General features: G+C 68.5%; 12 protein-coding genes. 2 read left to right on the forward strand and 10 right to left on the reverse strand.

What is annotated here, in order from left to right; translation table 11 throughout:
- Window positions 1-34: 34 nt before the first annotated feature.
- The 5 genes from GJG85_RS25610 to GJG85_RS25630 form a co-directional block, all read right to left on the reverse strand.
- Window positions 35-1,126, reverse strand: a complete 1,092-nt coding sequence (locus GJG85_RS25610) for a porin (RefSeq protein ID WP_204383965.1) — start codon at window positions 1,124-1,126, stop codon at window positions 35-37.
- Window positions 1,127-1,302: 176 nt separating this feature from the next.
- Window positions 1,303-2,025, reverse strand: coding sequence for an SDR family oxidoreductase (locus GJG85_RS25615; protein ID WP_050017203.1), 723 nt, complete (start codon window positions 2,023-2,025; stop codon window positions 1,303-1,305).
- Complete coding sequence (locus GJG85_RS25620) at window positions 2,003-3,124, reverse strand: 2,3-butanediol dehydrogenase (protein WP_204383967.1); 1,122 nt, start codon at window positions 3,122-3,124, stop codon at window positions 2,003-2,005. Before GJG85_RS25620 ends, GJG85_RS25615 begins: the two co-directional genes overlap by 23 nt.
- A 1-nt stretch (window position 3,125) precedes the next feature.
- Complete coding sequence (locus GJG85_RS25625) at window positions 3,126-4,430, reverse strand: MFS transporter (RefSeq protein ID WP_204383969.1); 1,305 nt, start codon at window positions 4,428-4,430, stop codon at window positions 3,126-3,128.
- Between the two features lie 18 nt (window positions 4,431-4,448).
- Window positions 4,449-4,982: a 2,4'-dihydroxyacetophenone dioxygenase family protein gene (locus tag GJG85_RS25630; RefSeq protein ID WP_050017200.1), complete on the reverse strand. Its 534-nt coding sequence runs from the start codon at window positions 4,980-4,982 to the stop codon at window positions 4,449-4,451.
- Between the two features lie 176 nt (window positions 4,983-5,158).
- On the opposite strand from GJG85_RS25630, the gene GJG85_RS25635 reads away from it, so the two are divergent.
- Window positions 5,159-6,139 carry a helix-turn-helix domain-containing protein gene (locus GJG85_RS25635; protein WP_204383971.1) on the forward strand — a complete coding sequence of 327 codons (981 nt, stop codon included), beginning with the start codon at window positions 5,159-5,161 and terminating at the stop codon, window positions 6,137-6,139.
- Between the two features lie 83 nt (window positions 6,140-6,222).
- On the opposite strand, the gene GJG85_RS25640 is transcribed toward GJG85_RS25635, so the two are convergent.
- The 5 genes from GJG85_RS25640 to GJG85_RS25660 all read right to left on the reverse strand — a co-directional run bounded on the left by GJG85_RS25640 (window position 6,223) and on the right by GJG85_RS25660 (window position 12,014).
- The gene (locus tag GJG85_RS25640) at window positions 6,223-7,788 is read right to left on the reverse strand and encodes a GMC family oxidoreductase N-terminal domain-containing protein (RefSeq protein ID WP_050017198.1); all 1,566 of its coding nucleotides are present in this window, start codon (window positions 7,786-7,788) and stop codon (window positions 6,223-6,225) included.
- Window positions 7,789-7,963: 175 nt separating this feature from the next.
- A complete protein-coding gene (locus GJG85_RS25645) occupies window positions 7,964-8,932 on the reverse strand; it encodes a helix-turn-helix domain-containing protein (RefSeq protein WP_050017197.1) in 969 nt (322 codons plus the stop codon).
- Between the two features lie 203 nt (window positions 8,933-9,135).
- Complete coding sequence (locus tag GJG85_RS25650; RefSeq protein WP_050017196.1) at window positions 9,136-9,939, reverse strand: hypothetical protein; 804 nt, start codon at window positions 9,937-9,939, stop codon at window positions 9,136-9,138.
- Between the two features lie 159 nt (window positions 9,940-10,098).
- The gene (locus GJG85_RS25655) at window positions 10,099-11,046 is read right to left on the reverse strand and encodes an aldo/keto reductase (protein ID WP_050017195.1); all 948 of its coding nucleotides are present in this window, start codon (window positions 11,044-11,046) and stop codon (window positions 10,099-10,101) included.
- A gap of 347 nt (window positions 11,047-11,393) precedes the next feature.
- Window positions 11,394-12,014 carry a LysE/ArgO family amino acid transporter gene (locus GJG85_RS25660; protein ID WP_124631482.1) on the reverse strand — a complete coding sequence of 207 codons (621 nt, stop codon included), beginning with the start codon at window positions 12,012-12,014 and terminating at the stop codon, window positions 11,394-11,396.
- Between the two features lie 108 nt (window positions 12,015-12,122).
- Here GJG85_RS25660 and GJG85_RS25665 point away from each other — a divergent pair, with 108 nt between their 5' ends.
- A complete protein-coding gene (locus GJG85_RS25665; RefSeq protein ID WP_006480142.1) occupies window positions 12,123-13,016 on the forward strand; it encodes a LysR family transcriptional regulator ArgP in 894 nt (297 codons plus the stop codon).
- The last annotated feature ends 10 nt before the right edge of the window (window positions 13,017-13,026 follow it).

Genomic DNA, 13,026 nt, shown 5'->3' on the forward strand with positions numbered 1-13,026 from the left:
CGCGGGCTGCCCAACGCCGACAACCCGCGCCGCATCAGAACCGCGTACTGAAGCCGATGCGCGCGATCGACTGCAACGCGCCGCTCGACGCGCCGTTCGCATCCATCACGCCGTTGATCTGCGCGTTGCTGCCGTGGCTCGCGCGTTGATGCACACCGGCCACATACACCATCGTGCGCTTCGACAGCCAGTACTGGACGGCGGCGAGCAACTGGTGCGCGTGCGCGTTTTCGAGCGTGTCGTTGCCTTTCATGTACGTGTAGCTCGCGCCGATCACCCATGCCGGCGACGGCCGCCACGCGGCACCGGCTTCCGCCGACCACGCGAGCGCGCCATTCCGCGCGTTGTGCACGGTCGTGAAGAGCGCCTTCCCGGTGACCGTGCCGACCGTGTAGTGCACGCCCGCGCCCCAGTTGCGCACGCTGGTGGGCGGCAGCCCGTCGGCCGCGCCGTATTTCTGGTTCGTATAGGCGGCGCCCGCGCCGAACGGGCCGTGATCGTAGCTTGCGCCGACGCTGACCGTGTTGTTCGCGCCGATCGACCCCGCGACGTTGCCGAAGCCGTACAGCGCGCCGAAGCTCAGGCCCGACAGCGACGGGCTCGTGTACTTGACCGAATTCGCGACGCGATTGCTGCCGGCGACGCGGTCCCAGTCGAATGCGCCGGTCGGGTTGCTCGGCAGCGCGAGCCGGTCGAACGGCCCGTTGCGAAAGCCGTACAGGCCGACGAGATCCTGCGCGATCTCGTTGCCGCTCGCGGCCAGCGCGTCGACCATGAACTCGTACTGGTTGCCGAGCGTCAGCGTGCCGTACCGGTCGTTCTGCAGCCCGACGTAGGCCGTGCGCGCGAACAGCCCGCCGCCGATGATCGAGCCGTTGCCGAGCGAATACTGGTTCACGAGCCGGAAGATCGCCCGTGTGCCCGCGCCGAGATCCTCCTTGCCCTCGAAGCCGAGCAGGTTCGGAAAGAAGATGTTGTCGTCGAATTTCGCGGCGCCGTGGCCGCCCTGGTTGCTGACGTAGCTGATGCCGGTATCCATCAGCCCGAACATCGTCACGCTGCTCTGGGCGAACGCCGCCGCCGGAAGTGCGCAGGCCGCGACCGCCAGAAAGGTCTTTTTCGTCATCTCCAAAGTGCTCCTCACATGATCCGATCGAGCCGGAATATTTTTAGTCGGACTACTGATTGATATGAAGAAACATGAACCGGGCGAACCCGGTTCAGCGACAGTCGAAGCAAGCCGTGGCGCGCAACGGGCATCAGCAGGCCTCGTCGATCCTCCGATGCGCCGCGCGCCATGCGCTAGACCGTCGAATACCCGCCGTCCACCGGCACGACCGCGCCGGTGACGAACGACGCGCCGGACGAGCACAGGAACAGGATCACTTCCGCGACTTCGTCGGCCGTGCCCCAGCGCCCGAGCGGCGTGCGCTCGAGGATGCGACGCGATGCCAGCGTGTCGGCCATCAGCCCGCTGCTGAGCGGCGTGTCGATCCAGCCCGGTGCGACCGCGTTCACGCGGATCGCATGATCGGCCCACGCTTGCGCGAGCGAACGCGTGAGCTGCGCGATGCCGCCCTTGCTCGCGCTGTACGCGGGCCGGTCCTTGCTGCCGAAGTACGTGTACATCGACGCGATATTGACGATGCTGCCGCCGTTGGTCGCCAGCGCGGGCCGCGCGGCGTCCGATGCCCGCATCACCGACGTCAGGTTCACGTTCAGCACGTGCTCGAACTGATCCATCCGGTATTCGTCCGCGTGGCGGCTGATGCCGACGCCGTTGACGAGCACGTCGAGCCGCGGCAGCGCGGCGATCGTGCGCGTCAGTGCATCGCCGTCGGCCACGTCGAGTTCCACGCAACGGATGCCGGCATGCACGGGCGCATGCGGGCCGGTTGCGTCGAGCCCGAATGCGACGACCGATGCGCCGGCCTGCGCGAACCGCAGCGCGGTGCGCGCGCCGATGCCCGACGTGCCGCCCGTCACGACGACGGACTGCCCTTCAAACGTCCACAGACGACTCATGCTCGACACTCCCGATGGTGGTGGCGCGGCGGGCCGGCCGCTGCGCGGGTGAAACGAGGATCTTGATCTGCGTGCGGTCGGCGAGCAGCGCGTCGAAGCCGTCGGCGACGGCATCTTCGAGCGCGACGGTGCGCGTGACGATCGACGTGAGATCGAGCGCGCCCGACGCGACGATGCGCAGCAGGTCTTCGTACGCATGCCGGTAGCCGACGCTCGCGGTGAAGGTCAACTCGTCGTTGACCGCGCGGAACGCGTCGAATCCGGCGTGCGGCATCAGGCCGACCATCACGACGCGACCGCCCTTGCGCAATGCCCGCATCGCCGATTCGAACGTGGCCTGCAAGCCGGCCGCTTCGAAGCTCGTATCGACGCCGAGGCCGCCCGTGGCCGCGCGAATCGCGTCCTGCAACGCGGACGCTTCGAGCTCGCGCGCGTCGAACGCATGGGTCGCGCCGAAGCGTGTGGCGGCCGCGAGCCGTTCGGGCGATACGTCGACGGCGACGATCGTCGCCGCGCCCTGCAGCTTCGCGAGCATGATCAGCAGCAGGCCGATCGGCCCGAGCCCGAACACCGCGCAGGTTTCGCCGAGCCGCAGCTCGCCGCGCCGCAACGCGTGCAGCGCGACGGCCGCCGGCTCCATCACCGCGGCCTGTTCGAGGCTCACGCCGTGCGGCAGGCGATGCAGCATGTAGGCCGGCACGACCGCGAAGTCGGCCATCCCGCCGTCGCCCATCAGCCCGGCGAAGCCCATCGACACGCACAGGTTGTACGACCCCGAGCGGCAGTACGCGCACTGGCTGCAGCGATACTCGGGCTCGACCGCGACGGGGTCGCCCGCGCGCAGCGTCGTCACGCGTTCGCCGACTTCGACGACGGTTCCACAGAACTCGTGGCCGAGCGTCAGCGGCGCGGTGCGGCGCGACAGCGGATGCGGCGCATCGACCGGAATCGCGTGCGGGCCGTCCGCGTATTCGTGCAGGTCGCTGCCGCAGATGCCGCAATACGCGACCGCGATGCGCACGTCGCCGGGGCCGACGCGCGGCGTGTCGATTTCCACGAGACGGACGTCGCGCGGGCCATGCCATTGAAGTGCGCGCATGTCAGCGTCCTCCGAGGTTCTGCGTGTCGAGACGGCCTGCGGCAGCGCCTGCGAGCGCGCGCTTGCGCAGCACGGCCGGTGCGGTTTCGACGAGGCCGAACGACAGCACGCACGCGAGGATTGCGCCGGCAGCCGACGTCCACATCGCGAACTGCAGGCCGTATCGGTCCGCCGCGAAGCCGGCGACGGTCGGCGCGACGAAGCCGCCGATCAGCTCGCCGGCGCCCATGATCAGCCCGAGCGCGCTCGCGATCGCGCGCGGCGGCACCGTTTCGGCCGGAATCGTCGCCATGAACAGCGTGAAGCAGCCGAGCCCCGTGTACGTGGCGAACACGAGTGCGCCGAGCGCCCACACCGAGCCGACGTGGATCAGCACGACCGGGCACGCGGCCGCGACCAGCGCGAACACGATCATCGTCGGCTTGCGGCCGATCCGGTCGGAGATCGCCGGCACCGCGAAGCCCCAGAACACCCACGCGGCGCCGAGGCAGGTCATCACGGCGCCCATGGCGGACGGCGACAGGTGGCGGCTTTCGACGAGGAACACCGGCGCGAACGAGATGATCACGACGAACCACGTGAGGAAGAAGCAACTGATCAGCACGCACAGCAGGATGTTGCGCTCCTTCAGCAGCGCCCAGCGGCTGACCGCCGCGCCGCTTGCGGCCGGTATTGCAGTGGTATCCGCCTGCGTGTGGCGCACGCCGCCGGGCGGTACTTCGCGCACCCAGCGCCGGATGCAGAACGCGATCAGGAAGCCCGGGATGCATGACACGTAGAACGCCTCGCGCCAGCCGTACGCGGTGGCGATGCCGATCACGACCGGCGGGCCGATCATCGCGCCGAGCAGGCCGGCGGCCGAGCCTTGCAGCAGGCCCATGTTCAGCCCGCGGCGGCTCGGCGTCGAACTCTCGACCATCAGCGATTGCGACAGCGGCAGCACGGGGCCTTCGGCGATGCCCATCAGCGCGCGAAATGCGATCAGGCTCGCGAAGCCGCCGACGAGGCCCGACAGCGCCGAGCACACGGAAAAGCCGAGCACGGCCGCGACCAGCAGCGGCTTGCGGGTGCCGCGCGCGTCGGACCACGCGCCGGTGGCGGCGCCCGACAGCGCCCACGTGAGCGCGAGCGCGGACGACACCATGCCGAGCTGCGTGTTCGTCAGGTGCAACTCGGCCGACATGAACGGGAACAAAAACGACAGCGCGAGGCGGTCGAAGAACACGAAGCCGAACGTCATGAACAGGATCAGCAGCAGCCGGTTCTCGTACGTCAAGGCGGGTCTGCAAAAGGAAGGGGACGTCATCGTGAGCCTCGCCGCGCGTCAGCGGAACAGCTTCTCGATCGCTTGCGCGCCGAGGCCGACCTTCTCGTAATGCGCCTTGCACATCGCGATGTACGAATGCACGTCGAAGTAGCCGTCGGGATTGCCTTCGTCGTCGAGCCAGATCAGCGGGCCCGTGACGATGAAGAACGCGCGCATCGGCTCGGGGTGATCGAACGCGACGAGCGTGTGGCCTTCGCCCGGCGTCTCGTACACGAAATCGCCGCGCGTCGCGGTCCATTCGTGCTCCAGGTAGCCCCATTTCCCCGACAGCGTGTACGCGAACACCTCGTGCGGGTGATAGTGCCGGTTCACGAGCCCCGCTTCCTTCGCCATCAGGATGTCGCACCATTTGTTCTGCGACGGCGAGATCCACAGCGGCCGCGACGAAACCGTTTCGGTGAACGGAACGTAATAGCGCTCGTCGTCGGTGGCTGCGTTCGGGATGTAGGCCTCGGGCAGCGCATCGGGCTTGAACGGATTGGCAATCGCCGGGATGTTTTGCCAGAATTCGGATACGGCTTTGTCGACCACGGTTGTCTCCTTGTATGGGTTGTCGTGGGCTCGACTTTAGCCAGCCGGTGTGCGCCGCTCTTGACTGGGCTGGACGAATTGCTTGACCGCGCCGGACATTGCAGCGCACCAAAATTCCAGACGAACCATCCCCCAATCCGTGCCGCTCCGCACGACAGGCGCCCGCAGGAGGCGATGTGACGAATTCGACCGTTCTTTCATGCACGCGAGGCTCGACGGCCGACGTGCCGGCGCGCGACAGGATGGCGTACTGGGATGCATTCAACGCGGCGACGCTGGTCGGCCTGCGCTGCTCGTCGCTGTCGCCGGCCGGGCTCGAAGCCGAGAAGACCGACATCGCGCTGCCGGGCCTCGGCATCGCCGACATCAGCGGGCAGGACCACGTGATCGAACGCAGCCCCGCGCTGGTGCGCCAGTTGCCGAAGGAGTCGCTGTTCGCGTGCCAGATCGTGAGCGGGCGCGCCTATTTCATCCAGCACGACCGGTGTCTGCTCGCGGAAGCCGGCGATGTGGTCGTCTACGACACGCGCGTGCCCTATCTGTTCGGATTCCTGACGCCGATGCGGCAGCTGCTGATCGATATCCCGATCACCACGTTCGACGATCGCCTCGATGCGGCGCTGGCCGCGCTGCCGCTGCGGATCGCGCCGAAGCCGGGCGCGGGCGCGATGCTCGGCGCGACGTTGCGCGCGAGCGTCGAGCGGTTCATGAAGGCGCCGGTCGAGCGCGACGCCGCGCGGTTCGCCGAGCACACGCGCACGCTGATCGCGGAACTCGTCGACACGGAAGTGAACGGCGCGGGCACATCGCGCGCGTCGCTGTCGTACCTGCTGACCGCGAAGCAGTACATCGCGACGCATCTCGGCGAGCCGGAGCTCGCGCCGCAAGCCGTCGCCGATGCGGTCGGGCTGTCGCTGCGGCATCTGGGCCGCCTGTTCGCGGCGGAAGGCGAATCGATCACGCAGCACATCTGGTCGGAACGGCTGTCGCACGCGCACCGCGAGCTGACCGACGCACGGCTGCGCAAGACGAGCATCGGCGAGATCGCGTTTCGCTGGGGATTTTCGAGCCAGGCACACTTCAGCCGCGCGATCCGCGAGCGCTATGGCGCGTCGCCGATGGCGCTGCGCGATGCGGCGCGTGACCCAGGCAGTTGACGCCGGTTTTCCGGTGGTTCGGCGTCGGCGGCGCGTGCATGACGCGCCGCTTTCGTTTTCGGGGCGATGTAGCGCGCATCGCGTCACTCCGCCAGCATGAACGCCGCACAGCGCTCCGCGATCATGATCGTCGGCGCGTTCGTGTTGCCGGACACGATGCGCGGCATCACCGACGCATCGCAGATCCGCAATCCGTCGACGCCCTGCACCGCGAGACGCGGCGTGACGACCGCGTGCGCGTCGCTGCCCATGCGGCACGTGCCGGCCGGGTGATAGACGGTTTTCGCGCGACGCCGCACGTAGTCGGCGAGCGTGGCATCGGTCAGCGGCTCGGCTTCGCGGACGATGCGCGCGAGCGACGGTGCGCGCAGGATCCGCCGCGCGAGCGCGACGCCGCGCACGAGGCCGTCGACGTCGGCCGGATCGGACAGCGCGCCGCTGTCGAAGCGGATCGGCGCGGCCGGATCGTTGCCGCGCAGTTGCACGCGGCCGCGCGAACGCGGCCGGAGCAGGCACGGATTGATCGACAGGCCGTGGCCGGGCAGCGGTTCGCGATCGACGTCGCCGACCAGCGTCGGCAGCACGTGGAACTGGATGTCCGGGCGGCCGCTGCCTGTCGTGTCGACGAATGCGCCCGATTCGACGACGTTCGACGTCAGCAGGCCCGAGCGGCACAGCATCCATTGCAGCCCGTGCCGCAGGGCCTTCCACCCGCGATCCTCGCCCAGCAGGCTGACGGGCGCATCGCTGCGGCCGTAGATCGACACTTCAAGATGGTCCTGGTAGTTCGCGCCGACTTCCGGGCTGTCGTGCAGCACGTCGATGCCATGTGCGTGCAGATGCGCGCCGGGCCCGATGCCCGACAGCATCAGCAGCTTCGGCGTGCTCAGTGCGCCGGCCGCGAGCACGACGTCGGCGCGCGCGGCGGCCGACCCCGTCGCGCCGCTCGCGGTGCGCCATTCGACGCCGGTCGCGCGGCGGCCGTCGAACCGGATGCGCGTCACGCGGCAGCCGGTCAGCACGCGCAGGTTCGGATCGGCGATCACGTCGGCCAGATAGGTGGCCGCGGTGCTGCCGCGCTGCCCGTCGAAGATCGTCGTGTGATAGAAGCCGACGCCATGCTGCGCGGCGCCGTTGAAATCGTCGTTGTACGCGATGCCGGCTTCCTGCGCGGCCTTCACGAACGCGAGGCTCAGCGGATGCCGGAAGCGCGTGTCGCCGACCTTCAACGGCCCGTCGGTGCCGTGGTACGGCTCCGAGAGCCGCAGATGCGATTCGGCGCGCTTGAACACGGGCAGCACGTCGTCCCAACCCCAGCCGGTGCAGCCGAGCGCGGCCCAGTCGTCGTAGTCGTCGCGCGTGCCGCGCACGTACAGCATCGCGTTGACCGAGCTGCCGCCGCCGAGCGTGCGGCCTTGCGGCACGTAGGTCTTGCGTCCCGCCGCGCCCGGCTGCGGCTCGCTCTCGAACGTGACCGTGCGCTGCGTGCCGAGCACGCGGATGAACGTCGCCGGAATCCGGATGAACAGGCTGTCGTCCTTCGGGCCGTCCTCGAGCAGCAGCACGCGCCGGCCGGCCTTCACCAGCCGGTGCGCAACCGCGCAGCCGGCCGACCCGCCGCCGACGACGATGTGGTCGTACGTCTCCATCCCGCTTCTTCTCCTGGCTGTCGGGCGGCGGAACGGATGCCGCCGCGCACGAAGCCAGCTTAGCGAGCAGGTTGGGGCCCTATTTGACCGAGGCGGACGCCGTGCTTGCCTCGCCGGGACATCGCAGGGAGTGGCGGTGGCAGCGGCGAGTATCGGCCTAGGGCGTGAACACGCCCTAGCACGCTCCGGCCGGCGCGCGCGTGTCGCTCGGCGTCTCGCCGAACCGCGCGCGATAGCTGCGGCTGAAGTGCGCGCTGTTGTTGAAGCCCCAGCGGAACGCGATCTCGCTGACCGTCAGGTGCTTCAGCGATCGGTCGCGCAGATCGGCGCGGCAGCGTTCGAGCCGCCGCGCGAGAATGTAGCGCGTGAGCGGCATCCCCTCGATCTCGAAGATGCGCGCGAGCTGGCGCGGCGACAGGTTGATCGCACGGCTGACCAATCGGCTGTCGAGGTCGTCGTCGGCGAGATGGCTGTCGATGAACGCCTTCGCGCGCGACAGCGTGTGGACCGTCGACTTCGTCGGTGACGCGTCACCGTCGTGCAGCCGCAGCATCGATTGCACGAGGTCGAGGATCGCGGCGGCGCGCCGTTCGCGCGCGTCGGGCGTCGGCTCGGGCGGCGCGGCGAGCAGCGCAACCACCTGCCGCACGGCCCACGACGCGACGCCGTCGCCGCGGTCGATCTTGACGAGGCTGCGGTAGCGCCACGGGCCGACGCGCGCCTCGAATACGTCGCGCGGCACGTCGAGCACGGTCATCGCCATGTCGGCGGGAAAGCCGTGACCGTACGGCATCGACGTGTCGTACAGCACGAGGTCGCCGGGCCCGTGCTGCATGCAGTCGACGTCCTGGAACGTATAGCCGTGCCCCTCGTGCATCACGCAGATGAACACGGCGTCGCGCTGGTCCGCGTGGATGTTGTGCGGCGTGCGCACGACCGCGTGCCGGTTCGCGACGATGTCGCACGCTCGGAACAACCCGAGATCGCGTTTGCGCAGCGACGCATCGATCCCTTCGGACGACCTTCCGCTGCATTCGATCCGCACGAGCGTGCGCGCGACATGGTCGACCCAGAAGTCGACGCGCTCGGCGCCGCGTACGGCGCGCGTCGAGATCGTGGCGATCTCCGTGCTGGTGTCCGGCATGACGTTCTCCCGATGACGGCCCGAGCGGGGCAGTCTCGGGCACGCCGAACGCCGCGGTCAATCCGTGAAAGACCCGGGGCACGCGCGTGACGCGCTTGCAGCGGGGCGCGGCGGGCGATTGCGCGGTCGATGTCCGTCCGGGTCAACGAAAGCGGCTGGGCGAGTCAAGACACGTATGCGGCTTTGGGGTAAGCGTGACCGGCCTACTTCGACTTCGATGAAGACGACGGCAGCCCGAGCGACACGTTCTGCTGGTAGCCCATCTTGCCGCCGCGGAACTCGACGCTCACGTGGCCGGCCGGCTGCGTGTCGGCGACATTCGCGTAGATCGACGTCATCACCATGCCCGCGTCGCAGTCGAGCGCGATCGTGCGATCGACGCGGCCCGTCGCAATGTTCACGGCCCGCAGCGACTGCATCGCGATGCCGCACTTGTCGGACAGCGCGTAGACGCCGACCAGCATGTGCGTCTTCGTGCGATACCACATCGGGATATCGACGCTGCCGTCGAGTTGCAGGTGCTGCGTATCGGTGTCGTTCAGCCGGCCGACTTCGTTCAGCGTGATCGGCAGCGTCTTGCGGCCGTCGTCCCACGTGCCGGTTGCCGTTTTCCCGACGACGACGAGCGCGATCGGGCAGGGCTTCGGCCGTGACGGCGCCGCGGCCGGCACGACCGGCGAGTCGGCATTCGATGCGGGCGATGACGCTTCGCACAGCGTCAGGCGGCCGTCGGGCTCGCGGTGGCCGCGCAACGGGATCGGTTTGCGATGCGCGTCGTAGTAGTAGCTGCCGTCGACGCGCCAGCGGCCCGCGTCGTTGTGGTTGATCGCGTCGTAGGTCTGCACGGACACGTGCACCGGCGCGTTGCCGATCGTGCCGATGTAGTTCGCGACTTCGTACCAGCCCGCGAAGGATACGGCCGGTGCGCAGGCGAGCAGCGCGGCGATCGTTGCGACGAGCGGACGGCCATGACGGACGTAACGGGAACGGCGGGCAAGGTGGTTCATCGGCGGTTTTTATGTGTGGTTTTGATTCGGCGCGAAGAAGCCCGGTCGAGCCCCGCGGCCATCGGATGCTCGCCATTGTATCCATCCGTCCTGCATGACTCGCAGGCAAGCCGCGGAACCGCCTGCCCGTGCGATTCCGTCGGCCTGCCGCCGGCGGCTTCAAGGCGCGCTGGCTTCGTCGATCCGGCGGATGTCGTCCCGATCGAGCGTGACGCGGATCGCTTCGCCGAGCAGCGCGAGCTGCTCGAGCGACGTCGCGCTCGCGATCGGCGCGGTGATCGTCGGCCGCGCGATCTGCCATGCGAGCGCGATCGCGGCCGGCTGCGTGCCGTGCTTCGCCGATACGGCGTCGAGCGCGGCGAGGATGCGCAGGCCGCGTTCGTTCAGATAGCCGGCGACGCGATCGCCGCGCACGCTCTTCTTCAGGTCGGCCTCGCTGCGGTACTTGCCCGACAGGAACCCGCTCGCGAGCGCGTAGTAGTTGACGACGCCGAGCTTCAGGTCGCGCACGACCGGCTCGAGATCGCGTTCGTAGTCGGCGCGGTTGAGCAGGTTGTATTCGGGCTGGATGACCTGGTACGCGGGTAGCCCGTCGCGCGCGCTGATGGCGGCGGCTTCGCGCAGGCGCGCGCCGCTGTAGTTCGACGCGCCGAGGATGCGTACCTTGCCCGCGTCGATCAGCGTTTGATACGCGCCGAGCGTTTCTTCGAGCGGGGCCGTGTCGGCCAGATCGCGGTGCGAGAAATACAGGTCGATGTAGTCGGTCTGCAGGCGGCGCAGCGAATCGTCGGCGGCCTTCAGGATGTTGTCTTTCGACAGCCCCGCGCGCGTGCCGAGCATGCCGACCTTGGTCGCGATCACGACCTGCTCGCGCTTGCCGGAGCGCTTCAGCCACTTGCCGATGATCGTTTCCGATTCGCCGCCTTGGTTGCCGGGCGCCCAGGCCGAATAGACGTCGGCCGTGTCGATGAAGTTGATGCCGGTGTCGGCGAGTGCGTCGAGCAATGCGAACGATGCGTTCTCGTCGACGGTCCAGCCGAAGACGTTGCCGCCGAACGCGAGCGGCGAAACCTGGATGCTGGATGTACCGAGGGTGCGATGTGCCATGTTCCTCTCCGATAACGGCAGGTAACGGGATTGAACTGCGGGATGGGTCGAGACGATCCCGGCGGGACGGCAGGATGCGCGGTGCGGTTCCGCCGTGGTCGCGGGACACCGGACATTCTCGCCGATCGTTTCGATTCGTGCAGGCGCAGTAACGCCGCGATGGTGGACGGCTTGCGGCAGATGGCGGAGACCGCGTCCGCTGCATGCGTATTCCGTGCGGTTGCGTTGGATCGGGAGCGAATTTTGCGGCGACGTGCGCGACGGGAATCACGCAGCTTGCGCTGGCGTGGTGCCCACGCGGAGGGAAAGCCGGGCGGCAGGGCGCCGCCCGTTTGCAGAAGGTTCGGTCAGCGCAACTGCACCGCCGCGAGGAACAGCACCATGCTGCCGATCGCGCCATCCAGCACGCGCCACGCGACCGCCTTGCGGAACCACGGCGCCAGCAATCGCGCGCCATAGCCGAGCCCGAGGAACCACACGACGCTGACCGTCATCGCGCCGATCGCGAACGCGAGCCGCGCGCCTTCCGGCTCGCGCGCGCCGGCCGTGCCGATCAGCAGGAACGTGTCGAGATACACATGCGGGTTGAGCCAAGTGAACGCGAGCGTCATCAGCACGATCGCGAGCGCGCCCTGCGGCGGCGGCGCGACCGCGTTGCCGCGCACGTCGAGCGTGTCGTGGCCCGGCTTGAACGCACGGCGCAGCGCGTTGATGCCGAACCACGCGAGATACGCGAGGCCGACGTACAGCACCGCATGGACGAAGGTCGGATAGCGCTCGACGAGCGCCGAAGCGCCGCCGACGCCCGCGCCGATCAGGATCATGTCGGACACCGCGCACAGCAGCACGATCTTGCCGACGTGCGAGCGCATGATGCCCTGGCGCAGCACGAATGCGTTCTGCGCGCCGATGGTGACGATGAGCGACGCGCATAGTGCGACGCCGTGGGAAAAAGCGAGCCAGTTCATGAGGGGACAGCCGTGGAAGCAGTAGACGAATCAATCGGGTAGCGCTAGTCTGCGATCGGCACGAAAATAAGAGAAGCTAAATCACCTAATGCGGATTAAGGAAATCTAATGCTCGACTACGCGTTGCTCGATGCCCTCGCGGCCGTGATCCGGCACGGTTCGTTCGAGCGGGCGGCCAAGGAGCTGAACGTCACGCCGTCGGCCGTGTCGCAGCGCGTGAAGCTGCTGGAGGAGCGGGTCGGCAGCGTGCTCGTCAAGCGCGGGCAGCCGTGTGTCGCGACCACGTCGGGCGCGCTGCTGTGCCGGCATACCGAACGCGTGCAACTGCTGGAAGCCGAACTGGGCGGCCGGATGCCCGCATTGCCGGGCCAGATCGCGAGCGCGTGGCCGACGTTGCGCGTGGCCGTCAACGACGACAGCGTCGCGACGTGGTTCATCGACGCGGTCGGCCCGTTCTGCACCGAGCGCGAGACGCTGCTCGATCTCGTGATCGACGATCAGGATTACACGGCGTCGCGCATCCGCGACGGCAGCGTGCAGGGCGCGGTGACCGCGCAGGCCGAGCCGATCCAGGGGTGCCGGTCGGAGCGGCTCGGGCGGATCCGTTATCGTGCGGTGTGCTCGCCGGCGTTTTACGCGCGCTATTTCGACGCGGGGATCACGCGCGATGCGCTGCGCCGCGCGCCGTGCGTGATGTTCAATCCGAAGGACGGGTTGCAGGCGCGTTTCATCCGGCGCGTGACGCGCGCGGATCTCGATCCGCCGCAGCACTGGATACCGCACGTCGCAGGCTATCTGCGCGCATGCGAAACGGGATTGGGATGGGGGATGTGCCCGGACCGGATGGTCGACCGCCAGCTGGCGGCGGGTGAATTGATCGACATGTCGCGGGGGCGCACCATCGACATCGATCTGTACTGGCAGAGCTGGCGTCTGTCGATCGGCTGGCTCGACGATTTCAGCGCGGCGCTGAAGGCGCGCGCCGCGCTGTTTCTCGATTGACCGGCGACGT

The organism is Burkholderia sp. MS389 (assembly GCF_016899425.1).
In the GTDB taxonomy this organism is placed as follows: Bacteria; Pseudomonadota; Gammaproteobacteria; order Burkholderiales; family Burkholderiaceae; genus Burkholderia; species Burkholderia sola.

Excerpts from the sequence above, each read along its gene's own strand:
- GJG85_RS25610 (WP_204383965.1), bottom strand. The coding sequence starts at position 1,126 with ATGACGAAAAAGACCTTTCTGGCGGTCGCGGCCTGCGCACTTCCGGCG.
- GJG85_RS25615 (WP_050017203.1), bottom strand. The coding sequence starts at position 2,025 with ATGAGTCGTCTGTGGACGTTTGAAGGGCAGTCCGTCGTCGTGACGGGC.
- GJG85_RS25620 (WP_204383967.1), bottom strand. The coding sequence starts at position 3,124 with ATGCGCGCACTTCAATGGCATGGCCCGCGCGACGTCCGTCTCGTGGAA.
- GJG85_RS25625 (WP_204383969.1), bottom strand. The coding sequence starts at position 4,430 with ATGACGTCCCCTTCCTTTTGCAGACCCGCCTTGACGTACGAGAACCGG.
- GJG85_RS25640 (WP_050017198.1), bottom strand. The coding sequence starts at position 7,788 with ATGGAGACGTACGACCACATCGTCGTCGGCGGCGGGTCGGCCGGCTGC.
- GJG85_RS25645 (WP_050017197.1), bottom strand. The coding sequence starts at position 8,932 with ATGCCGGACACCAGCACGGAGATCGCCACGATCTCGACGCGCGCCGTA.
- GJG85_RS25650 (WP_050017196.1), bottom strand. The coding sequence starts at position 9,939 with ATGAACCACCTTGCCCGCCGTTCCCGTTACGTCCGTCATGGCCGTCCG.
- GJG85_RS25655 (WP_050017195.1), bottom strand. The coding sequence starts at position 11,046 with ATGGCACATCGCACCCTCGGTACATCCAGCATCCAGGTTTCGCCGCTC.
- GJG85_RS25660 (WP_124631482.1), bottom strand. The coding sequence starts at position 12,014 with ATGAACTGGCTCGCTTTTTCCCACGGCGTCGCACTATGCGCGTCGCTC.
- GJG85_RS25665 (WP_006480142.1), top strand. The coding sequence starts at position 12,123 with ATGCTCGACTACGCGTTGCTCGATGCCCTCGCGGCCGTGATCCGGCAC.